The sequence below is a fragment of the Helcobacillus massiliensis genome (assembly GCF_014191425.1).
Lineage (GTDB): Bacteria > Actinomycetota > Actinomycetes > Actinomycetales > Dermabacteraceae > Helcobacillus > Helcobacillus massiliensis.
This window is the reverse complement of record NZ_JACHWP010000022.1, coordinates 1-16,672: the sequence shown is the minus strand read 5'-3', so window position 1 is coordinate 16,672 and position 16,672 is coordinate 1. Positions and strand designations below refer to the sequence as shown.

The following is a 16,672-nucleotide window of genomic DNA, read 5'->3' as shown; positions in this document are numbered from 1 at the left end:
GCCGACGATGACGGCCTTCGCGCGGGCGGCGTAGCGCTCCACGAACTCGTCATAGATCGAGCGCTCCACCAGGATGCGGCTGGAGGCGGTGCAGCGCTCACCGTTGAGGGAGAACACGCCGAAGAGGGTGGAGTCCAGGGCGGCGTCGAGGTCGGCGTCGGCGAACACCACGGCGGGGGACTTGCCGCCGAGCTCCATCGACAGGCCCTTGAGGTGGTCGGCGGCGTTGCGGAAGATCAGCTGCCCGGTGGAGGACTCACCGGTGAAGGAGATGAGGGGGACGTCCTCGTGCTTGACGAGGGCGTCACCAGCGGTCTCACCGAAGCCGTTGACGAGGTTGAACACGCCCCGGGGCAGCTCCGCCTCTTCGAAGATCCCGGCCCAGAGCGACGCGCTCAGCGGCGTGAACTCGGCGGGCTTCAGCACCACGGTGCAGCCGGAGGCGAGGGCGGGGCCGAGCTTCCACGACTCCAGCATGAACGGGGTGTTCCACGGGGTGATGAGACCGGCCACGCCCTTCGGCTTGCGGTTCACGTAGTTCATCTGCATGCCGGGGACCTTGTAGGCGTCGTCCCGCTGGGCGACGATCAGGTCCGCGAAGAAGCGGAAGTTCTCGGCGGCGCGCTGCGCCTGCCCCTTCGCCTGCGTGATCGGCAGGCCGGAGTCGAACGACTCCATGGCGGCGAGCTCCTGGTCACGGGACTCGACGATGTCGGCGATGCGGTTGAGGACGCGGGCGCGCTCGCGGTTCTTCATCCGCGGCCACGGGCCGTCCTCGAACGCGCGGGCGGCGGCGGCGACAGCACGGTCGATGTCGGTCTTGTCGCCGCTGGCGGCTCGGGTGTAGACGGTGTTGCCGACGGGTTCCAGGACCTCGAACGTCTCCCCGGAGACCGATTCGACGCGTTCGCCGTCGATGTAGTGGGGGATCAGGTCGGGAATGTTCGCGGGGCGGGTGGTCATGCGGGTGCTCCTTCGCTCGCGGTGGTGATCGCGGGGCTCGTGCTGTCAGGTCTCGTGCGGTCGAGTCTTGTGCGGTCGGGGACGATGCCGGCCGTGCTGTGCGGCTGGTCGGCGTGGATGCGCGCCAGGTAGGCGCGCGGGGTGGTCATGCGGTGCTCGCGCATCGCCAGTTCGATGTCGATGCCGGCGGCGCCGCTCTCGATGAGGTGCAGGATCCGCTCGTGCTCCTCCACGGAGGCGGCCGCGCGGTCCGGCACGAAGCTGAACGTGGAGTTCCGCAGCGCGGACAGGCGGTTCCACGCGCGGTCCACCAGCATCACCAGATGCGGGTTCGGACACCGGTGGGACAGCGCCCGGTGGAACTGCTCGTTCAGGTGCGTGAACTCGACGGCGTCGAAGTCGCCGGCGGCGGCGAGGTCGCGCATCTGTTCGTTGACGGCGCGGGCCTCAGCGACCTGTTCGGCCGTCAGGGACGGCGCGGCGAGCGCCACGGCGGCGGATTCGATGACGCTCATCGTCTCCATCGTGTGGACGTACTCGCTCTCGTCGATGGCGGCGACGCGGGCGCCCACGAACTTCTCGAACGTCACGAGCCCTTCGGCCTGCAGGCGGCGGATCGCTTCGCGCACGGGCACCACGGAGGAGCCGATCTCCTCACCGATGTGCTCGAGCTTGAGGCGATCGCCGGGCAGGTAGTCGCCCTGGACGATCCGCTGCTGGATCATCCGGTAGGCGCGCTCGGACTTCGTGGCGGTCATCGCTGCTTCTCGAACTCCGCCCGCCATTCGGCGTTCATCGGGAACAGGCCCTCCACAGGGTGGCCCTCGGCGACGCGCGCGGCGATGAACGCCTCTTCCGCCTCCTTCGTCTCGCACGTGGAGATGATGTCCTCGAGCATCGACGGGGGGATCACGAGGACGCCGTCGTCATCGCCGACGATCACATCGCCCGGCTGCACCGTCGTGCTGCCGCAGGCGACGGTCTCGTCGATGCCCCAGGGGACGTGGCGGCGGCCCAGCACGGCCGGGTGCCCGCCCTTGTGGTACGTGGGCAGGCCGATCTCGGTGACTTCGGCGAGGTCGCGGACGCAGCCGTCGGTGACGATGCCGGCGGCGCCGAGAGCACGCGCGCGCAGGGCGAGGATGTCACCGAGGGTGCCGGCGTCATCCACACCGCGGGCATCCATCACGAGCACATCGCCGCTGGTCAGGGAGTCGAAGAGGCGCTTCTGGGCGTTGTAGCCGCCGCCGTGGGACTTGAAGAGGTCCTCCCGGTTCGGCACGTACCTCAGGGTGCGGGCGGTGCCGATCAGCTTCTTCCCCGGCTGGGTGGTGCGCACCCCGTCGATGGAGACGTTGTTCAGGCCCTTGGAGCGCATCACGGAGGAGATGGTCGCCAGCGCCACCTTCTCGATGCGCTCGCGCATGTCGTCGGTGAGCGGGCCGACGGATCCGGCGCCCCCGTCGGCCCCGGAGAACTCGCTGATGTCCCGGCCGGAGGCGTCCGCCCACTGCTGCGCCGTGGGCTTCGGCTGCGGGGAGAACGGCTCGAGGTCCACCGTGCCCTGCACCGCCTGGGTGCGGAGGCGGCCGGAGGAGAGGGCGGGGTCCTCCGACCCGCCGGCGGTGACCTCGACCTCCACCACCTGGCCGGGGCCGAAGGTGGAGGCGCCGGCGGGCGTGCCGGTGAGGATGACATCGCCCTTCTCCAGGGTGATCAGCTGCGAGAGGTCGGAGACGATCTGCGGCAGCGGGAACAGGAGAGTGGACGTGGAGTCCTCCTGGACGAGGTCGCCGTCCAGCCAGACGCGGATCGCGATGTTCGCCGGATCGAGGCGGTCCGCGGGGATGAGCCGGGGACCGATCGGGGCGTAGCCGTCGCCGCCCTTGGAGCGGACGTTCGCTCCCTTATCGGCCCAGCGGAAGTCGAACGTGCCGAGGTCGTTCGCGGCGGTGACGGCGGCGACGCGGCCCCAGGCGTCGGTGGGGGAGACGCGGCGGGTGCGCTCGCCGATGACCAGGGCGATCTCGCCTTCGAATCCGAGGATCTCGGCGCCCTTCGGCAGCTCCACCACGGTGGGGTCCTCACCGGTGGGGGTGGTGAGGGAGGTGGGCGGCTTCATGAAGTAGCCGGGGGCTTCAGGGGTGCGGCCCTTCTGCTCCGCGCGGGCGGCGTAGCTGATGTGCATCGCGTACACGGCGCCGGGCTTCGTCCCGAGGAGTGACCAGGCGGCTTCGGCCGGATGCGGGGCGGACTGCTCGGCGGATGTGGGGCTCGTCACTGAGGTCATGCCGGCATCGTATACGATCCCCGCTCAGCTGTCAGCTGTGTCACTACCCGGGATTCCACCGGCCCGGGCGGGCGCGTCAGAGCGCGGCGATGTCCTTCGGCTCCTCCGCGCCCGGCTCGTTGTCCGCCACCACGATGCGGATCGGTTCCACCTTCGCCCAGATCGCCATCAGCGCGCCGAACACGATCAGGCCCACGCCGACCCACAGGTTCGCGTTGAACCCGTCGGTCTTCTCGGCGTCGGCGGCGGAGAACGCGAACAGGCCGAGGGCCGCCAGGATGACGCCGTACAGCGCCATCAGCGCGCCGATGAACATGCGGATGTCGAACGCGCCGGTGGTCTCCACATGGGAGTCGGCGGGCAGCTGCGGGGTCTCGCCCGTCGGCGTGATGCTGGTGCTCATAACTGCTGCTCCTTCGATCAGGCGAAGACGATGTTCAGGCCGATCACCAGGACCAGGCCCAGGATCGCCATCGGGATGGGGCGGCGGAAGATCGGCAGATCGGCCTCGTCCGGATCCACCAGGTCGGCCTTCGGGGTCTCGGAGTACACCAGACCCTTCAGCTCATGCGCCGGCTTCGGCTGCGTCACCATCGTGACGATCACCGACACCACGATGTCCACCACGAACGCCGTCGCCGCGGACAGGAACGCCAGCCCCTGACCCGGCAGCTCGAACAGGCCGAAGAACGTGGAGGACGACCACAGGACCACCGCGGCGAGCGTGCCCGCCACCAGGCCCGTCCAGCCGGCGGTCGGAGTCATCCGCTTCCAGAACATACCGAGGATGAACGTGGCGAACAGCGGCGCGTTGAAGAACCCGAACAGGGTCTGCAGGTAGTCCATCAGGTTGGAGAAGTGGCCGGCGATCAGCGCGGTGAAGATGGCGATGATGCACGCGGTGATCGTCGCGATGCGGCCCACCGTCAGGTAGTACTCGTCATCGCGGTCCTTCTTCACGTAGGTCTGCCAGATGTCGTACGAGAACACGGTGTTGAAGGCGGACACGTTCGCCGCCATGCCGGCCATGAACGCCGCCAGCAGGCCCGCGATCGCCAGACCCAGCAGTCCGTTCGGCAGCACGTCCCGCATCAGCAGCAGGAGCGCGTCGTTGTACGTGACGCCCGTGCTGGCGGCCCCCGCGGAATCGCCCGCGCTCTCGAACTGCTTGAACGCGGTGAGCTCGTTGACCAGGACCGCGGCGATCATGCCGGGCACGATCACGATGAACGGGATGAACATCTTCGGGAACGCGCCGATGATCGGGGTCATGCGCGCAGCGGTGATCGACTTCGAGGCCATCGCGCGCTGCACCTCCACGAAGTTCGTGGTCCAGTAGCCGAACGACAGCACGAAGCCCAGACCGAACACGATGCCGATCACACTCAGCACCGGCGACTCGAAGCCGGACAGCTGCTGGCCCGGCCACGTGTGCAGCTGCTCCGCACCGAGCATGCCGTCACCGGACACCTTCTCCTTCAGCCCGGACCAGCCGCCCACACGGTGCAGACCGATCAGGGTCAGCGGCAGCAGCGCCGCCACGATCACGAAGAACTGCAGCACCTCGTTGTAGATCGCGGCCGTCAGCCCGCCGAGCGTGATGTAGGACAGCACGATCGCAGCGGCGACGATCAGCGCCACCCACATCGGCCAGCCCAGCAGACGGTTCACGATCGAACCGAGGAGGAACAGGTTCACGCCCGCGATCAGCAGCTGGGCCAGCGCGAACGACAGCGCGTTCACCAGGTGCGCGGCATTGCCGAAGCGCATCCGCATGAACTCCGGCACGGAGCGGACCTTCGAGCCGTAGTAGAACGGCATCATCACCACGCCGAGGAACAGCATGGCGGGGATCGCACCGACCCAGAAGTAGTGCATGGTCGGGAAGCCGTACTGGGCGCCCGTGGCGGACATGCCCATGATCTCCACGGCGCCGAGGTTCGCCGAGATGAACGCGAGGCCGGTGACCCAGGCCGGCAGAGACCGGCCCGAGAGGAAGAATTCGATCGAGTTCGAGACGCCTCGCTTGGCGTAGACGCCCACACCGATCACGAACACGAAGTAGATCGCGATGATGAGGTAGTCGACGATGGTCGCGTCGAGTCTGATGGTGTCCATGGCGCACAGATTCCAGTCAGGTGGGGGAAGGGGTGCTTGCCAACCTACCGCCCCGCGCCGCGCGACGGGAAGTCGGGCCGGGCCCATCGGCCCGGGCGAAGTCGGGCCGGGCCCCTCGGCCCGGGCGAAGTCGGGCCGGGCCCATCGCCCCGGGCGAAGTCGGGCTGGGCCCATCGCCCCGGGCCCGCTCGCCGCCCATTCGGCTGGCGACCGATCACAAACCGTAGTGGAACCAGGGCTGTAGGCCAGTCCGGCTGCGAAAAAGGGCGGTTCAGCGGCTGAATCTGTTCGCGCACCCCTGCCGATCAAGGCGTGGAGGACGTGAGTGAGCACAATCCGACCAGAATCCGACCCCGGCGGGCGGTTCGCTGCCGAATCGGCCGATCTGCTCCAACTTGTGCACACGCCCCGCCACCGGCACTCCCGCCGTGCCGCCCGGGGAACGGGGCCGAGCCGTCCCTGCCGGCCGAGCCCCTGCCGGTCGCCGGGGCCGCGCTACGGTTGACCCATGCACACCTCTGACACCGCATCCCGCCCCGCCCCGTTCCCGTTCGGGAACCAGAACCCGTCGGCCTCCCTCATGCCGGAGCACCGGATCGAGGACATCACGATCGATGTTCCGCTGGTGCACGATGACCCGTCGCGCGGCACGATCGAGGTGTTCGCCCGCGTCATCACCGCACCCGGCGGCGAGGACCGGCCGTTCCTGATGTACCTGCAGGGCGGTCCCGGCAGCGAAGCGCCGCGGCCCGCGCCCGGGCAGCCGGCCTGGGTGGCGCGCCTGCTGGAGGAGTACCGGGTCGTGATGCTGGACCAGCGCGGCACCGGCCGGTCCACCCCGGTGGGTCTCGACCTGCCGTTCCCGCCCGCGCCGGAGCGCACGTTCCGCGAAGCGATCGAGCACAGCGCGGACGAGGTCGCGGAGTACCTCACCCACCTGCGGGCCGATGAGATCGTCAACGACGCCGAAGCGATCCGCCGCCACCTCGGCGCTGAGCAGATCTCCACGCTCGGCCAGTCGTTCGGCGGCTTCACCACCCTCGCCTACCTCAGCGCGCACCCCGAATCGCTGCGCGAAGTCCTCATCACCGGCGGGCTCGCCGCGGTCGGCCGCCACAGTGACGAGGTGTATGCGGAGACATGGCGGATCATGCGGGAGAAGTCCGAGGCGTTCTACCGCCGCTTCCCCCACGCCCGCGACCGCATCCGCGAGCTGATGGGCCTGGCGGACAGGGGCGAGATCCGACTGCCGAACGGCGACGCCGTCACCCCGGCGCGGCTGCGCACCCTCGGCCACCGCCTCGGCTCTGACGACGGCTTCGTGGCGCTCCACAACCTCCTCGAACTGGACCACCGCGCGCCCGCCTTCCAGCACGACCTCGCCGCCCTGCTGCCGTTCACCGGCCGCAACCCCCTGTACGCGGTCATCCACGAGAGCTGCCAGGCCGACGGGATCGTCACTGACTGGAGCGCGGAGCGCACCATGCCGCAGGACTTCCACGAGGATCCGACCCTGCTGGGCGGCGAGCATGTGCACCGCTCCCTGTTCGATGAGGATTCGGAGCTGGCGCCGTGGAAGCCGGTCGCCGAGATCCTCGCCGGCCACCAGTGGGGCCGCGTCTACGACGAGGACGCGCTGCGCAGCGCCGGGGTTCCGGGTGCCGCGGCCGTCTACTTCCACGACGCCTTCGTGCCGTCCGTGTTCTCCCTGGAGACGGCGGCGCTGATGCCGCAGGTCGCGCCGTTCGTGACCAGCGAGTACGAGCACTCCGGTCTGCGCTCCAGCGGCGACGCGGTGATCAGCCACCTGATCGACCTGGTGAAGGGCCGACGGGTCCGCTGATCCGCGGGACCCGTCGGCCGCCCTGGCGGTCCGTGCTGCCGGGGCCGACGGGGCAGCCGTCTGCTCAGGCCTCCTCGGGGCCGATCTCCGCCTTCTCCCGCAGCTGCCGCTTGATCCGCGCCAGCATGCCGGCCATGCCGCGCAGGCGCAGCGCCGAGACGACCTCCGCGAGGCCCATCCGTTCGGTGACGTCGTTCGGAACGTCGAGGATCTCCCCGACGCTCAGGCCGTTGAGGCCCTCCGCGAGGATGCCGGCGAAGCCGCGCGTGGTCGGCGCCTCCGGCGGGGCGGAGAAGAACAGGCGCGCCTCGGCGTCACGGCCCGTGCCCTCCACCTCGGTGATGAGGAAGATCGGCGACTGGCATTCCGGCACCGGTTCCAGCAGCTCCGGGTGGTCGGCGTAGCGCTCGGGCAGCTCGGGTAGGTCGTCGGAGAACTCCAGCAGCAGCTGTAGGCGGTTGTCGCCGGACAGTTCGGTGAAGTCGTCGGCGATCTCCTGCAGGGCGGCGGGGACGGCGGACATCAGCGGCCCTCCCCGGCGGTGAGGCCGACGGGTGCCTCGCCGGGCTCCTCGCCCTGGGCGACGGGCACGCGCACGGTGTTGCCCCACTCGGTCCAGGAGCCGTCGTAGTTGCGGACATTGTCGAAGCCGAGCAGGTAGGTGAGGACGAACCAGGTGTGGCTGGAGCGCTCACCGATGCGGCAGTACGCGATCACCGGCTCGCTGGAGTCGAACGACAGCTCGTCGACGTAGATCGCCTCCAGTTCCTTACGGGACTTGAACGTCTCGTCGTCGTTCGCGGCGCGCGCCCACGGCACGGACTTCGCGGTGGGGATGTGGCCGCCGCGCAGGGTGCCCTCCTGCGGGTAGTCCGGCATGTGGGTGCGTTCGCCCGTGTACTCCTGCGGGGAGCGGACGTCTACGAGCTGGCCGCCGAGGAAGCCGAGCACGTCGTCCTTGTAGGCGCGGATGGGGGCGTCCTGGCGCTCCACCACCGGGTAGTCGGTGCGCTCACGCTGCGGCTTCTCACGGGTCATCTCGCGGCCCTCGGCCTGCCACTTGGCGCGGCCGCCGTCGAGGAGGCGCACGTCCTCGTGGCCGAACAGTTCGAACACCCAGAGGGCGTAGGCGGCCCACCAGTTGGACTTGTCGCCGTACACCACGATGGTGTCGTCGCGGCTGATGCCCTTGGCGCTCATCAGTTCGGCGAACTCCTCGCCGCCCACGTAGTCGCGGGTGACGGGGTCGTTGAGGTCGAGGTGCCAGTCGACCTTCACTGCGCCGGCGATATGGCCGACGTCGTACAGCAGCACGTCCTCGTCGCTCTCCACCACAACGAGGCCGTCGGCTCCGAGGTTGTCGGCGAGCCAGTCCGTGGTGACGAGCTTCTCGGGGTGGGCGTAGTCCTGGAGCTTCGGTGCCGGATCGGCGGGGATGGTCATGAAGAAACGGTCCTCCAAACGCGGGGTCGGTTGTGCTCCGATTGTCTCACCCGTCGGCGGCGCCAGCGCCCAGCTCGCCGCCGCGATGAACCTGGTGCTGGACGCACAGGACCGCGCCCTGCTCGAGGTTCTGCTGCTGCAGACCTGAGCGCGAGCGCGGTCCGGATGGTGGGGCGGTCCCGGCGGGGCCGCCCCTCAGCTGATGGGGGTCAGCCCTGGTCGGAGCCGGCCGACGGGTGCTCCCACGGCTGCTGCGGCGCCGCCTGGTAGCCCTCGGGCTGAGAGGGCTGCTGGCGCTTCGGCTGGGCGCGGCGCAGGCGGGTCGCGGAGGAGTCGGCGTCGTCGTCGGCCTTCTGCGCGGCCTGCGACTGCAGCATGGCGTTGCGGATCTCGTCGCCCATGGCGCTGACGGAGCCGGGGTTGGACGGCAGGTACAGCACGTTGGAGCGGCCGTTGCGGGCCACGTCCTGCATGGTGTCGAAGTACTGGGTCATCAGCAGCAGCTGCTCAGCGGACTGTTCGATGCCCACGCGCTTGAGCATCTCGTACTGCTCGGCGATGCCCAGCGCGATGGCCTTGCGCTGTGCGGCCACACCCTCACCCTGGAGGCGCTTGGACTCGGCCTCGGCCTCAGCCTGGGTGACGCGCTTGATCTTGTCGGCCTCGGCGAGGGACTGCGCTGCCACGCGGTCGCGCTGAGCGGCGTTGATGGAGTTCATCGAGTCGCGCACGCGCGGATCCGGGGAGATGTCCGTGACGAGGGTGTTGACGATGTTGAAGCCGAAGTCGGCCATCTGCGAGGACAGGGTGTTCTCCACGCCGCGGGCGATGTCGTCCTTCGATTCGAACGCGGCGTCCAGCTCCAGGGTGGAGAGGGCGGAGCGGACGGTGTCGAACACGTAGGAGCGGATCTGCGCCTCCGGGTTGGACAGCCGGTAGTAGGCGTCCACCACGGACTCCTCGCGGATCACGTACTGAACGGCGACCGGGACGGTCACGAACACGTTGTCCTTGGTCTTGGACTCGATGTTCACTTCGAGCTGCTGGATGCGCAGGGAGATCGGCGGGGTGAGGGTGTCGCGGAACGGCACCTTCATGTTGAGGCCCGGCTTCGCAACGCGGCGGAAGCGGCCGAAGCTCTCCACGATCACGTTCTCCTGCGTGCGGACGGTGAAGAAGATCGACGAGCGGAGCCCGCCGAACAGCGCGAAGACGATCGCGATGAGGATGACGATCGGGATCAGGATCGCGATGAGCACCTCCATGGTGTCCCCTTTCTACTGGTCGGTGATGAGAGTGTCGATGCGGCGCGCGATCCGCGCCGGTGCGGTGGGCGGCCCGAAGCGGTCCACTACGTGGCCGTCGCGGTCGATGAGGAACTTCGTGAAGTTCCAGGCGATCCGTCCGCCTGCGATGCCGGGCTTCGACGCCTTCAGCCACTGGTACAGCGGGTGCGCACCGGGTCCGTTGACCTCGATCTTCGAGAACATCGGGAAGTCCACGGAGAAGTTCGTGGAGCAGAACTCGGCGATCTCCTCATCGGAGCCGGGCTCCTGGTGGCCGAACTGGTCGCAGGGGAAGCCGAGGACGCTGAAGCCGCGGTCCGAGTACTCGTCCTGCAGCTGCTGCAGGCCCGCGTACTGCTTGGTGAAGCCGCATTCGCTGGCGGTGTTGACGATGAGGAGGACCTGACCGGCGAAGTCGGCGAGGCTGCGCTCCTGCCCGTCGATGCTGAGCGCGCTGAAGTCACGGATCGAGCGTGGGGTCTCAGTCATCGGGCCCTTCTCCGCTGGTGGCGTGCATCAACGGCGTCAGTCTATCGACGACCGCGGCGGATCCGAAGCGAGGAAGGCGGAGACTTCTTCCCGTGCGGGCACGGACGCCGGACCGAGCCGCGTCACCTTGAGCGCCGCCCCGGCGTTGGCGCGCTCCGCCGCAGCCGCCCAGTCGCTGCCCAGTGCCCGTTCGGCGAGCAGGATGCCGGTGTGGGTGTCGCCGGCGCCGTTGGTGTCCACCGGGGTCTGCGGGAACCCCGCCACGTCGACAGTCGCACCGCCGGCGAGGACGGTGCAGCCCTTCTCGCCGTCGCGGACGATCACCACGTCACCGGCGATCAGATCGCGGATCGCGTGCAGGTCATCGGCGGCGCCCACGAGGCCCTCCGCTTCGTCGGCGTTCGAGGTCCAGACCGTGGTCAGGCGCAGCATCCGTCGGCGCAGCTCCTCATCGAAGTCGGCGAACGGGGCGCCGGGGTCCAGCACGATCTCCACCCCGCTCGGCAGCGACTCGAGGAACTCCAGGAGGGGCTCGCGGGTGGGGGCGAACAGGCTGTAGCCGCTGACGCACAGCAGGTCGCCCGGCTCCGGGGCGAGGGCGGCGAGGGAGGCAGCGGTGATGCGGCGCTCCGCCCCGTAGGTGGTGACGAAGGTGCGCTCCCCGGACGGCTCCACGAACACGAAGCACGGGCCGGTGTCCTCATCGGGAACGGGGTCGGCGGACAGGCGGATCCCGTCGGCCGCGAGGGCGGCGCGGATGATGTCGCCGTTGGGGCCGGTGCCGTGGGCGCCACCGTGAACAGCGGTCGCGCCGGTGCGGGCGGCGGCCACGAGGATGGTGACGGCGCCGCCGGCGGCGTACTGCGGCATGGCGGTGGCGTTGGCGTTCTGGCCGCGGCGCGGCAGGTGCGGCACGGGGATGGTGACGTCCACGAGCGCCTGCGCGGTGTGCAGGACACGGGCGGGGCGCTCGGTCGGCTGGGGGCGGGCGGTGGTGCCGGTGCTCATGCGGCGAGTGTAGTGCGCACCCACGCGTCGGCGTCGCGGATCGCGCGCTCCAGGTCCAGGCCCTCGGCCTTCCGAGCCCCGCCGATCACTTCGGCGCCGAGCGCCTCAGCGCCGATCGCCTCACCGAGTGCGCCGACGGGGTCCGCGGCCTCCTGCCCGGCGCACAGCACCACGGTGTCCACATCCAGCACCCGCTCGGCGCCGTCGCGATCGGTGAAGGAGAACCCGTCGGCCCCCACAGCGCCGTAGGTGACGCCCGTGTGGCCGATGACGCCGCCGTTCCTGAGGGCGGCGCGGTGGATCCACCCGGTGGTGGCGCCGAGGCGTGACCCGATCTTGTGGGCGGACCGCTGCAGCAGGTGGACCTCGTCGGCGCGCTCGGCGAGCAGCTGCGCGACGTCCACGCCGATCCCGCCGCCGCCCACGATCGCGACCCGGCCTCCGACGGGTGCCCCCGCGAACACGTCCGCGTAGGTGATGACGTCCGGGCCCGCATCGGGGTGGACGGGGATCCGGGGGTCGCGCGGCCGCACCCCGATCGCCAGCGCCACGCGGTCCGCGCCGACGCCCGCGATGTCCTCGGCGGTGAATCGGCGGCCGAGGCGGACGTCCACGCGGCCGCGGGCCAGGCGCTCCCGCCAGGAGTCCAGCAGCAGTGAGTAGTCCTCCTTGCCGGGGATGCGCGCCGCCCACGCGAGCTGCCCGCCGATCTCGGCGGAGGAGTCCACGAGGGTGACCTCGTGTCCGGCCTCCGCTGCGAGGCACGCGGTCTCCAGGCCCGCCGGGCCCGCCCCCACCACGAGGATCCGCTGCGCCTGGGCGGCGCGCGGCATGATCGGCAGCTGCAGTTCGCGGCCGGCGCGCGGGTTCACCACGCAGCCGGCGGGGCGGCCGGTGAAGATGCGGTCCAGGCACGCCTGGTTGCAGGAGATGCACGGCGTGACGACCGGGGAGTCGGCGGGTGCGGACTCGTCGCGCGGGCCGCCGGGCGCGTCGGCCTGCGCGCGCCATTTCTGCACCAGTCGGGCGTCGGCGAGGAACGGGCGCGCCAGCATCACCCCTTCCACCCCGGTTGCGGCGATGGCGCGCTCAGCATCGGCAAGGGTGTGCAGGCGGTTCGAGGCGATCACCGGCACCGCGCCGTCGATCGCCGCCGCGAGGTCCGCCGCCAGCGGTGCGAACTGCCCGCGCGGCACGCATGTCGCGATCGTCGGCACCCGCGACTCGTGCCAGCCGATCCCGGACATCAGCAGGTCCGCGCCGGCCTCCACCACGCCTCGCGCGAGGGCGTGGATGTCGTGGGTCTCCTGGGCGCCGGGTACGAGGTCCGCGAGCGAGATCCGGTACGACAGCAGCGGCTCAGGCCCGATCGATGCGCGCACCCGTCGGACCACTTCCAACGCGAACCGCCGGCGGGCCTCGGCGCTGCCGCCCCACGCATCGTCGCGGCGGTTCGTGGCGGGCGCGAGGAACTGGTTGATCAGGTAGCCCTCGGACCCCATCACCTCGACGCCGTCGTAGCCCGCCTCGATCGCGAGGGCGGCGGCGCGGCCGAAGTCCTCGATGGTCTGCTCCACCTCGGCCGCGGTGAGGGCGCGGACGGGCGCGGGGCTGATGGGGGAGTCCACGGCCGACGGGCCCACCGGCTCACCGTGCGCGGCGTACCGCCCGGCGTGCAGGAGCTGCAGGACGATCCGGGCCTCCGGGTTCGCGGCGTGCACCGCGTCGGTGACGGTGCGGTGCTGGGGGAGCTGGTCCGCTGAGTCGAGCCGGGCACCGCCGGATGTGAGGGCACCGGCGGCGTTGGGGGAGATGCCGCCGGTGACGATGAGGCCAGCGCCGCCAGCGGCGCGCTCCGCATAGAACGCCGCCAGGGCTGGAGCGCCGCGGGGATCGTCCTCGAAGCCGAGGTGCATGGATCCCATGACGATGCGGTGCGGCAGACGGGTGCGGCCCGCCTGTAGCGGTGCGAAGAGATCGGAAGACATACCGCGAGTTTAGTGGTACTGCCAGTATTGGGTAATGGTTTCGGGGAATCGGGCCGAGGCGGCACCCGTCGGCGTCAGGAGGACAGCCTGCTCAGACGCACCCGCATCCGCCGACTCACCTGATTCAGGCCCGCCACCTGCGCGGTGATCCCCGCCCTCCGGTACTTCTCGATCACCGAATCCAGCGCCGCGACAGTCGACGCATCCCAGATATGCGCCTCCGACATGTCGATCACGACCGACGCCGGATCCCGCGCGTACTCGAACTGCGCGAACAGGTCGTTCGAGGAGGCGAAGAACAGCTCCCCGCGCACGGAGTACCGCACCTCCCGCTCCGACACCTCCTCGCGCTCCACCGTCACCACATGCGCCACCCGGCGGACGAACAGGATGCACGCCAGCACGATCCCGGCGCCCACACCGATCGCCAGATTGCTCGTGACCACCGTCGCCGCGACGGTCACCAGCATGACCGCCAGCTCGCTGCGCGGCATCATCCGCAGAGTCCGCGGCGCCACCGAATGCCAGTCGAACGTCGTCACCGCGACGACCACCATCACCGCCACCAGTGCCACCATCGGAATCTCGGCCACCACACCGCCCAGCGACACCGTCAGCACCAGCAGGAACACCCCGGCCAGTGCAGTTGAGATGCGGGTGCGAGCTCCGGAAGCGCGCACATTCACCATCGTCTGCCCGATCATCGCGCAGCCGCCCATGCCGCCGAACAGCCCACCGAGCACCGTCGCTGCACCCAGGCCCCACGATTCACGTGTCTTGTCCGACCCGGTGTCCGTGATGTCATCCACCAGCGTCGCCGTCAGCAGGGTCTCCAGCAGGCCCACGAAAGCCACCCCCACCGCGTACGGCAGGATGACCCGAAGCGTCTCCAGGTCGAACGGCACGTCCGGGATCAGCAGCTGCGGCAGCGAATCCGGCAGCGCGCCCTTGTCACCCACGGTCGGCACATGGGTCAGCCCCATCCCCACCGTCACCAGCGTCAGCACCACCACCGTCACCAGCGGCGCCGGCACCGACCGGGTCAGCCGCGGCAGCAGCACCATGATCGCCAGGCCCGCAGCCAGCAGCGGATACACCACCCACGTCACGCCGATCAGCTCATGCATCTGCGCCATGAAGATCAGGATCGCGAGCGCATTCACGAAGCCCACCATCACCTGGCGGGGGATGAACCGCATCAGCTGCGCCACCCCGAACAGGCCCATCACGATCTGCAGAACACCCGCCAGCAGGATCGTCGCAATCAGGTACTGGACACCGTGCTCCCGCACCAGCGGCGCGATCACCAGCGCCACCGACCCCGCCGCGGCCGTGATCATCGCCGGCCGGCCGCCCAGAACAGCGATCGCAACCGCCATCACGAACGAGGTGAACAGTCCCATCCGCGGATCCACCCCCGCGATGATGGAGAACGAGATGACCTCCGGGATCAGTGCCAGCGCCGTCACCAGGCCACCCACCACCTCCACCAGCAGCATGCGCGGACTGCGCACAGCCCGCACCCACGACTGACGCTGCTCAGGGGTGAGGGAGGGCGCCTGCGGCGCGGGGACGGAAGCAGTGGACACGCAGAATCCTCCAGAGCTCGAGGGATCGGCCGACGGGAGCAGTCCACCTTATCGGCGGCAGCGACTTGCCGTAGGGTGAGATGCATGACGGACAACGCCCTGACGCCGATCGCAGCCACCGCCGACATCGCCGCCGACCCCGCCACCATCTTCGAGCTCATCGCCGACCCCGCCCAGCAGCCCACCTGGGACGGCAACGACAACCTCGCCGAGGCAGGCGTCGGCCAGCGCATCACCGCCGACGGCCAGGCCTTCACCATGCGCCTCACCACCGGCGCCGACCGCGAGAACCGCATCACCGCGTTCGAGGAGGGGCGCCTCATCGAATGGGCGCCCGGCGAAGTCGGCGGGGAACCGTTCGGGCAGCGCTGGCGGTGGGAGCTCACCCCGATCCTGGACGCCGACGGGCGCGAGAGCGCCACCCGGGTCACCCACACCTACGACCCGACCCGCCTCGATCCCGCCACCTCCGCGGAGCGTCGGCTCCGCCGCGCCGCCGCCACCACCGAGGAGATGCTCGCCGCCTCCATCGCGCGGCTGCGCCGCGTCGCCGAAGGCACAGGCTCCGCTGACCAGGGCACGGGCGGCGAATGACCCGCCTGAGCGCGGACGTGCCCCGGCCCGCCGCCATCGCCACCGACCTCGACGGCACCCTCCTGCGCGCCGACGGCACCGTCTCCGACCGCACCCGCGACGCCTTCCACGCCGCCTGGGACCACGGTCTCCACACCGTCCTCGTCACCGCCCGGCCGCCCCGCTGGGTGGACCGCCTCGCCGACCTCGCCGGCAGTCACGGCACCATCTACTGCGCCAACGGCGCCTTCACCTACGACCCGAACAGCGGCACCGTCACCGAGAACTTCGGCTTCGAACCCGACCTGCTGCAGTCCATCATTCAGGACCTCTCCACCGTGGACGGCATCGCCATGAGCGCCGAACTGCCCTCCGGTTTCTGGCGCCAGGCGGCCTACCCCTCCACTCCGCCCGACGGGCAGACCGACGAGGACGGCGGCGTCGTCGCGCCGCTGGAGGACATCACCGAGGTCGCCGGCAAGCTCCTCGCCCGCTGCGACCGCCTCGACCCCGCCGCGTTCCACCGCCGCATTGAGGAGCTCGTGGGGGACCGGGCCGCGCTGCACGTCTCCACGTCCGACGGCCTCGCCGAACTCGCCCCGCTCGGCGTCAGCAAATCCGAAGCGCTCGGCCGCTTCGTGCGGGTCATGGAGATGACAGCCTCGGACGTGTGGGCGTTCGGCGACATGCCCAACGACATCCCCATGCTCACCTGGGCCGGGATGGGCATCGCCGTGGCGAACGCCCACCCCGATGTCCTCGCCGTGGCCGATGGAGTCACGGCGTCCAACGATGAGGACGGCGTGGCGCAGGCGATCGAGCAGGTGCTGCGCGGCTGAGCCGCGACCCATGACCTCGCGCCGGACCAGGCCGTGGCCGGGCCAGGGCCGGGCCGGGCGCAGGAGCGAGATGTGCAAAAAACGACCGAAATCCGCCTTGTGGCCCGGTTCTGCGGCTGGCAGGGCGGTTTCACTCCATGATCTGCACACCCCGGCCGGACTCCGGCTGCCACTCGGCGGGGGAGTCGTCCACCATCTCCGGCGGGAGGCTGAACTCGCCGGTCGGCAGGCGGCCGCCGCTCC

16 protein-coding genes are annotated in these 16,672 nt (G+C 70.3%); 4 read left to right on the top strand and 12 right to left on the bottom strand.

Annotated features, from left to right (window positions below; all coding sequences use genetic code 11):
• From FHX50_RS11495 to FHX50_RS11475, 5 genes are all read right to left on the bottom strand, one after another.
• Positions 1 to 963, bottom strand: a 963-nt coding sequence (locus FHX50_RS11495) for an aldehyde dehydrogenase family protein (protein WP_183377307.1), incomplete at its 3' end; no start/stop codon positions are given.
• Complete coding sequence (locus tag FHX50_RS11490) at positions 960 to 1,721, bottom strand: FCD domain-containing protein (protein ID WP_183377306.1); 762 nt, start codon at positions 1,719 to 1,721, stop codon at positions 960 to 962. The genes FHX50_RS11495 and FHX50_RS11490, both read right to left, overlap by 4 nt.
• Positions 1,718 to 3,253 carry a fumarylacetoacetate hydrolase family protein gene (locus FHX50_RS11485; protein ID WP_183377305.1) on the bottom strand — a complete coding sequence of 512 codons (1,536 nt, stop codon included), beginning with the start codon at positions 3,251 to 3,253 and terminating at the stop codon, positions 1,718 to 1,720. Before FHX50_RS11485 ends, FHX50_RS11490 begins: the two co-directional genes overlap by 4 nt.
• 76 nt (positions 3,254 to 3,329) lie before the next feature.
• Entirely contained in the window at positions 3,330 to 3,656 is a 327-nt protein-coding gene (locus FHX50_RS11480; RefSeq protein WP_183377304.1) for a tetraspanin family protein, read from the bottom strand.
• A 17-nt stretch (positions 3,657 to 3,673) separates the two neighbouring features.
• Positions 3,674 to 5,371, bottom strand: a complete 1,698-nt coding sequence (locus tag FHX50_RS11475; protein WP_183377303.1) for a sodium:solute symporter family protein — start codon at positions 5,369 to 5,371, stop codon at positions 3,674 to 3,676.
• Positions 5,372 to 5,879: 508 nt separating this feature from the next.
• On the opposite strand from FHX50_RS11475, the gene FHX50_RS11470 reads away from it, so the two are divergent.
• A complete protein-coding gene (locus FHX50_RS11470; protein WP_343064101.1) occupies positions 5,880 to 7,214 on the top strand; it encodes an alpha/beta fold hydrolase in 1,335 nt (444 codons plus the stop codon).
• 64 nt (positions 7,215 to 7,278) lie between these two features.
• Here the strand turns inward: FHX50_RS11470 and FHX50_RS11465 are convergent, their stop codons facing one another.
• Positions 7,279 to 7,737, bottom strand: coding sequence for a SufE family protein (locus tag FHX50_RS11465; protein ID WP_183377302.1), 459 nt, complete (start codon positions 7,735 to 7,737; stop codon positions 7,279 to 7,281).
• A complete protein-coding gene (locus FHX50_RS11460; RefSeq protein ID WP_183377301.1) occupies positions 7,737 to 8,657 on the bottom strand; it encodes a sulfurtransferase in 921 nt (306 codons plus the stop codon). The genes FHX50_RS11465 and FHX50_RS11460 overlap by 1 nt, the downstream gene beginning before the upstream one ends.
• Between FHX50_RS11460 and FHX50_RS11455 the strand changes: the two genes are divergently transcribed.
• Complete coding sequence (locus FHX50_RS11455) at positions 8,656 to 8,805, top strand: hypothetical protein (protein WP_183377300.1); 150 nt, start codon at positions 8,656 to 8,658, stop codon at positions 8,803 to 8,805. The genes FHX50_RS11460 and FHX50_RS11455 overlap by 2 nt on opposite strands.
• 61 nt (positions 8,806 to 8,866) lie before the next feature.
• Here the strand turns inward: FHX50_RS11455 and FHX50_RS11450 are convergent, their stop codons facing one another.
• From FHX50_RS11450 to FHX50_RS11430, 5 genes are all read right to left on the bottom strand, one after another.
• Complete coding sequence (locus FHX50_RS11450; protein ID WP_183377299.1) at positions 8,867 to 9,922, bottom strand: SPFH domain-containing protein; 1,056 nt, start codon at positions 9,920 to 9,922, stop codon at positions 8,867 to 8,869.
• A gap of 12 nt (positions 9,923 to 9,934) precedes the next feature.
• Positions 9,935 to 10,432 (bottom strand): glutathione peroxidase, encoded by a 498-nt coding sequence (locus tag FHX50_RS11445; protein WP_183377298.1) that lies wholly within the window; start codon positions 10,430 to 10,432, stop codon positions 9,935 to 9,937.
• Positions 10,433 to 10,468: 36 nt separating this feature from the next.
• Positions 10,469 to 11,440: a PfkB family carbohydrate kinase gene (locus FHX50_RS11440; protein WP_183377297.1), complete on the bottom strand. Its 972-nt coding sequence runs from the start codon at positions 11,438 to 11,440 to the stop codon at positions 10,469 to 10,471.
• Positions 11,437 to 13,428, bottom strand: a complete 1,992-nt coding sequence (locus FHX50_RS11435) for an oxidoreductase (protein WP_183377296.1) — start codon at positions 13,426 to 13,428, stop codon at positions 11,437 to 11,439. The genes FHX50_RS11440 and FHX50_RS11435 overlap by 4 nt, the downstream gene beginning before the upstream one ends.
• Before the next feature lie 74 nt (positions 13,429 to 13,502).
• Positions 13,503 to 15,017 (bottom strand): SulP family inorganic anion transporter, encoded by a 1,515-nt coding sequence (locus FHX50_RS11430; RefSeq protein ID WP_239376198.1) that lies wholly within the window; start codon positions 15,015 to 15,017, stop codon positions 13,503 to 13,505.
• Positions 15,018 to 15,101: 84 nt separating this feature from the next.
• Between FHX50_RS11430 and FHX50_RS11425 the strand changes: the two genes are divergently transcribed.
• The gene (locus FHX50_RS11425) at positions 15,102 to 15,611 is read left to right on the top strand and encodes an SRPBCC family protein (protein ID WP_183377295.1); all 510 of its coding nucleotides are present in this window, start codon (positions 15,102 to 15,104) and stop codon (positions 15,609 to 15,611) included.
• Complete coding sequence (locus FHX50_RS11420) at positions 15,608 to 16,429, top strand: HAD family hydrolase (protein WP_221187364.1); 822 nt, start codon at positions 15,608 to 15,610, stop codon at positions 16,427 to 16,429. The genes FHX50_RS11425 and FHX50_RS11420 overlap by 4 nt, the downstream gene beginning before the upstream one ends.
• The last annotated feature ends 243 nt before the right edge of the window (positions 16,430 to 16,672 follow it).